Below are 3,704 nucleotides of genomic sequence, written 5' to 3'. Positions count from 1 at the left end.
AGGTTTTGCTTTAACCACTATTACCTCTTCAACTTCTTGTTGATTTTCAGCATTTGCTTTTGCTTCAATAGAATCAGCTTCTACTCTAGCACGTAGTTTTGCTTTGTATTTGAGATTTCGTGGTTTTGTTCTCAATCTGTATCCACAGCATGGACACCATAGACCTTCCCATTTGATGAATATTTCACAAATTTGACATCGTCGTTGTCCAGAAGCATATCTTCCGGTTCCTACAGGCTTTTGAGCCTTGTATCTTACGCAAATTCCTTTACAAGTCATCTTGGTAACATATTATAGAATTCTTATGTATATAAGGATGGATCGATGAAATTTTGATTAAATAAATAAAAATCATGAAATAATTTCAAGTTATTAAGCGATCAATATCATTTGTTTGAAATAAAAACATTAAATCTTCAATAAATATGTATAGCTTCTAAAAACAGAAGTTTCTAAATTAAATTGTTTTATCAATCATTTTACCAAAAATTTTACTGAAACTAAAGAATTATAGAAATAACAATGTACCTTGTATCATAATTTATGAAATAAATAATATGGACAAGTAATAATTAATTATCCAGTAATGGAAAGTGGTAAAATAGAATATCGGAAACCTTCCCTTTGTAGAATGTATTTTGCTGAAAGCATATCACGTTTTCCTCGTTGATTAAAATTTTTAATTTTTAAACTTGTTTTTCGCTCATCAACAAATTCTAATTCAAATGATGAACAGAATGTCAGATTAAGCATTGTTACTATCTCTTTTGCAATTTTCATATTTCCATTTCCAATTTTAACTACTTTTCGTTTTGCCCTTAAACCACCTAATACTTCTATAATATGCAATACTAATTCTTCAGTAGATGAAATAAATGAACTTTCAATTTCCCTACCAAAATAAAAGATAGAAATTCCTGTACGTTGTCCTGGATCAATTCCAATTATTAATTCCTCTTCATAACCTAAAGACAATTTTTGAATCATTAGTCCTCTAATTACCGTAGGATGATTCTCAAAGATATCCTCATGTAACATTGGTTTTTCACATTCAATTGGTGCTTCTTTTCTTGTAGTTAAAATTAAATGCCCATCATAATTTGGAATATCCTCAGGAAAAATAGAATCAAAAGATAATTTCAATATCTTTAACGAATTTGAAAATCTATAGTATGGTCTACCATACGTAGTAGCAATTCCAATACGGGTATTAAGTAATGGATCGATGTTTTACAAAAATAAATATCTGATTTAGGTTTATGCCTTCAAAACAGTTGACACGACATGTTTGACTGCTTCATCAAAATGAGCATCTATGTTAGATTGAATTTCTGACACTTTTTGTTGGCCTTCTTTGGTGATTTTTGTAGATTCAGTAGTTGCTTTTGATTTTGAGGCGTTAATAATAAGTTCAGCCTCTTTTGTAGCCATTTCTCGTGTTTTTTCTAAAAGTTTATCAATTTCATTTAACGCCTTTACATTTAGCTGTTTTTTCATATCTCCAACTTTGCTGTTAAGTGAATCCAAATTGTCTTCCAATCCATTCAAAGATTGAATTATTCCAGTTACTTTTGATTCGGCTAAATTACTCATTATACATCGATTTCCTCAAATCCATTACTTAAATCATTCAATTTTGACACAATTTTAGGCACAAATAGGAGAAAAATCATCCAGAAGTTAAAAGTAAGATTGCTCTGGCTAGATCGCCTTTGGCTTCTTCAAGTGCATTTTTGGCTTTTTCTTCATCTACACCAGCTTGTTGACTTACTAATTGAATATCTTCATCTGAAAAAATTGGGACCTCTAATTCCCTTTCCTCATAGCTGTCTGCAGTAACAGTAAAAATAGAATTGTCTTTTGCCTTCATCTCTGTAACGGATGGTTTTGAAACAATAATCTCTTTTTTGTCAGTCTTGATTATTACCTCTTGGACATTAGGTATTTCTTTCATATCTAATCCCATTTTATCCATCATTCTTCTCATTTCACGATTACCGCCGCGCATCATAATGATGATTCCCCCTTAGGACTTTTTAAACTATCTCTGACTCGAATTGCCATTCCTCTATTAAAATCAGAAATCATCTCAGACGACAAGATTGCTTTGCCAACTGCTATAACTTTATTATCATATAAAACTGGAGTATCAGAAGCAATTCGTATATTTTTACCACACCATACTACATGTTTACAAAATACAGATTTTCCTTCTTTAACAAATGGAGCTGCATCTTGATTAACTTCTAAACAATTTTCTTTGAATTTTTTGCTTTTTAATAATAGTTGAGCAAAATATGGACTAATAGCAAGACCACCATCTATTCTCAATGTACATAGTAATTTTCCTTCATGTGTCACAGTCCTTATTCTACCAGTTTTTCTTGAGAAAGTCATTTCAATATTTTTTGGCAAATATTTTGAAACACCATTTCCAAATAATGCATCAAGAGTATACTTTAATTTTAGAACTTGATCCATATTCACGGTACAAACTTATCTAAATATTAGTTCAGTGCTAACATATATTTTTAGAACTAAACTATATAGATACGATTTTTTAATGTAGATTATGGAAGAAAGAGAAGAAACCAGGAAAATTCAGTTTACAGGCAAATCATCGTATATAGTTTCATTACCTAAACAATGGGTTATGGATCTTGGGCTAAAACAAGGAGATCAAATTAGAATGATAAGAAAAGACTCTCAAACATTAGAAATCTATCCACCAAAATTTGAGACAAGATCTCAAAAAAAGGAAGATGCTGTTTTAGAGATTGATGCAGAGGAAACATCATCAATTGTAAGAAAATTAATTTCATTGTATTTTTTAGGTTATAAAACAATCAATGTAAAACCAAAAAATGGGAGATTAAACCCAAATCAACGAAATGCGGTAAAAGAAGCTGTAAAAAGAATGTTGATGGGATCTGAAATTATTTCAGATTCTAGCAATGGAATCATCATTCAGGTTTTAGTAAATTTGTTAGAACTCTCTGTTGATGGGGCAATCAAGAGGATGATTCACCTTGCCAAGTCAATGTCTAGTGACGCAATTTTGGCAATGAGTGAAAATAATTTGGAACTTGCACAAGAAGTGATCAACACAGATGACGAAGTGGACAGATTTGGATTTTATATTATTAGACAATTAAAGATAGCAATTCAGAATGAACACATGTTAAAAGAAATGGGGTTTAGAAATGCACGTGATTGTCTTGGGTATAGATTAGTTGTAAAAAATATTGAGAGAACAGGAGATCATGCATCATTTATTGCAAATGATATATTGGAATTTAAAAAACCATTGAAAAAAGAGATTGTAGAAAAGATTCAAGATATGAATGAATTTGCTTTATCAGTTTTAGATGATTCGTGTTTAGCATTATTCAAAGAAGATTACATGCAAGCTGAAAAAACCATTGAAAAAACAAATGACATAATAAAATATGAGAAAAAAATAAGAGATTCTTCAAAATCTCTTAAAGATGAAGAAGAAATGTATAGAGTAAGAAGAATAACTGAAAACATACGAAGAGTGGCGGAATATGCTAGCGATATAGCAGAAATTGTTCTTAATATGAACATAGAAAAATCATTAAAGAAAATCCAATAGTTAGGCGTAAAATAGGTGCTACAATTACATTGATAGAGAATAAAAAAGAATTTCCAGATTGGGATTCATTCTATAAACAAAATGATGT

Annotated in this window: 5 protein-coding genes and 1 pseudogene; 1 reads left to right on the top strand and 5 read right to left on the bottom strand. The window is 30.3% G+C overall.

The genetic code is table 11. The features are described 5' to 3' along the window. From BG20_RS05740 to BG20_RS05720, 5 genes and pseudogenes are all read right to left on the bottom strand, one after another. Positions 1-279 (bottom strand): annotated as a pseudogene (locus BG20_RS05740) (hypothetical protein); the annotation flags it as partial. A gap of 297 nt (positions 280-576) precedes the next feature. Continuing rightward, the gene (locus BG20_RS05735) at positions 577-1,143 is read right to left on the bottom strand and encodes a RuvC family protein (protein WP_010192085.1); all 567 of its coding nucleotides are present in this window, start codon (positions 1,141-1,143) and stop codon (positions 577-579) included. Between the two features lie 114 nt (positions 1,144-1,257). Next, positions 1,258-1,593: a hypothetical protein gene (locus tag BG20_RS05730; protein ID WP_007402474.1), complete on the bottom strand. Its 336-nt coding sequence runs from the start codon at positions 1,591-1,593 to the stop codon at positions 1,258-1,260. Between the two features lie 76 nt (positions 1,594-1,669). Then, positions 1,670-2,011, bottom strand: coding sequence for a nascent polypeptide-associated complex protein (locus BG20_RS05725; protein ID WP_007402475.1), 342 nt, complete (start codon positions 2,009-2,011; stop codon positions 1,670-1,672). Then, on the bottom strand, positions 2,008-2,481 hold the full coding sequence (locus tag BG20_RS05720) for a PUA domain-containing protein (protein WP_010192079.1): 474 nt from the start codon (positions 2,479-2,481) through the stop codon (positions 2,008-2,010). Before BG20_RS05720 ends, BG20_RS05725 begins: the two co-directional genes overlap by 4 nt. Positions 2,482-2,572: 91 nt before the next feature. Between BG20_RS05720 and BG20_RS05715 the strand changes: the two genes are divergently transcribed. Then, positions 2,573-3,616, top strand: coding sequence for a phosphate uptake regulator PhoU (locus BG20_RS05715; RefSeq protein ID WP_010192076.1), 1,044 nt, complete (start codon positions 2,573-2,575; stop codon positions 3,614-3,616). Positions 3,617-3,704: the final 88 nt, after the last annotated feature.

Source organism: Candidatus Nitrosarchaeum limnium BG20, from assembly GCF_000241145.1.
Lineage (GTDB): Archaea > Thermoproteota > Nitrososphaeria > Nitrososphaerales > Nitrosopumilaceae > Nitrosarchaeum > Nitrosarchaeum limnae.
This window is presented reverse-complemented; position numbering and strand designations above follow the sequence as displayed.

Bases quoted from the DNA above. Each gene is read 5' to 3' on its own strand.
- BG20_RS05720 (WP_010192079.1), bottom strand. From the start codon at position 2,481: ATGGATCAAGTTCTAAAATTAAAGTATACTCTTGATGCATTATTTGGA.
- BG20_RS05725 (WP_007402475.1), bottom strand. From the start codon at position 2,011: ATGATGCGCGGCGGTAATCGTGAAATGAGAAGAATGATGGATAAAATG.
- BG20_RS05715 (WP_010192076.1), top strand. From the start codon at position 2,573: ATGGAAGAAAGAGAAGAAACCAGGAAAATTCAGTTTACAGGCAAATCA.
- BG20_RS05730 (WP_007402474.1), bottom strand. From the start codon at position 1,593: ATGAGTAATTTAGCCGAATCAAAAGTAACTGGAATAATTCAATCTTTG.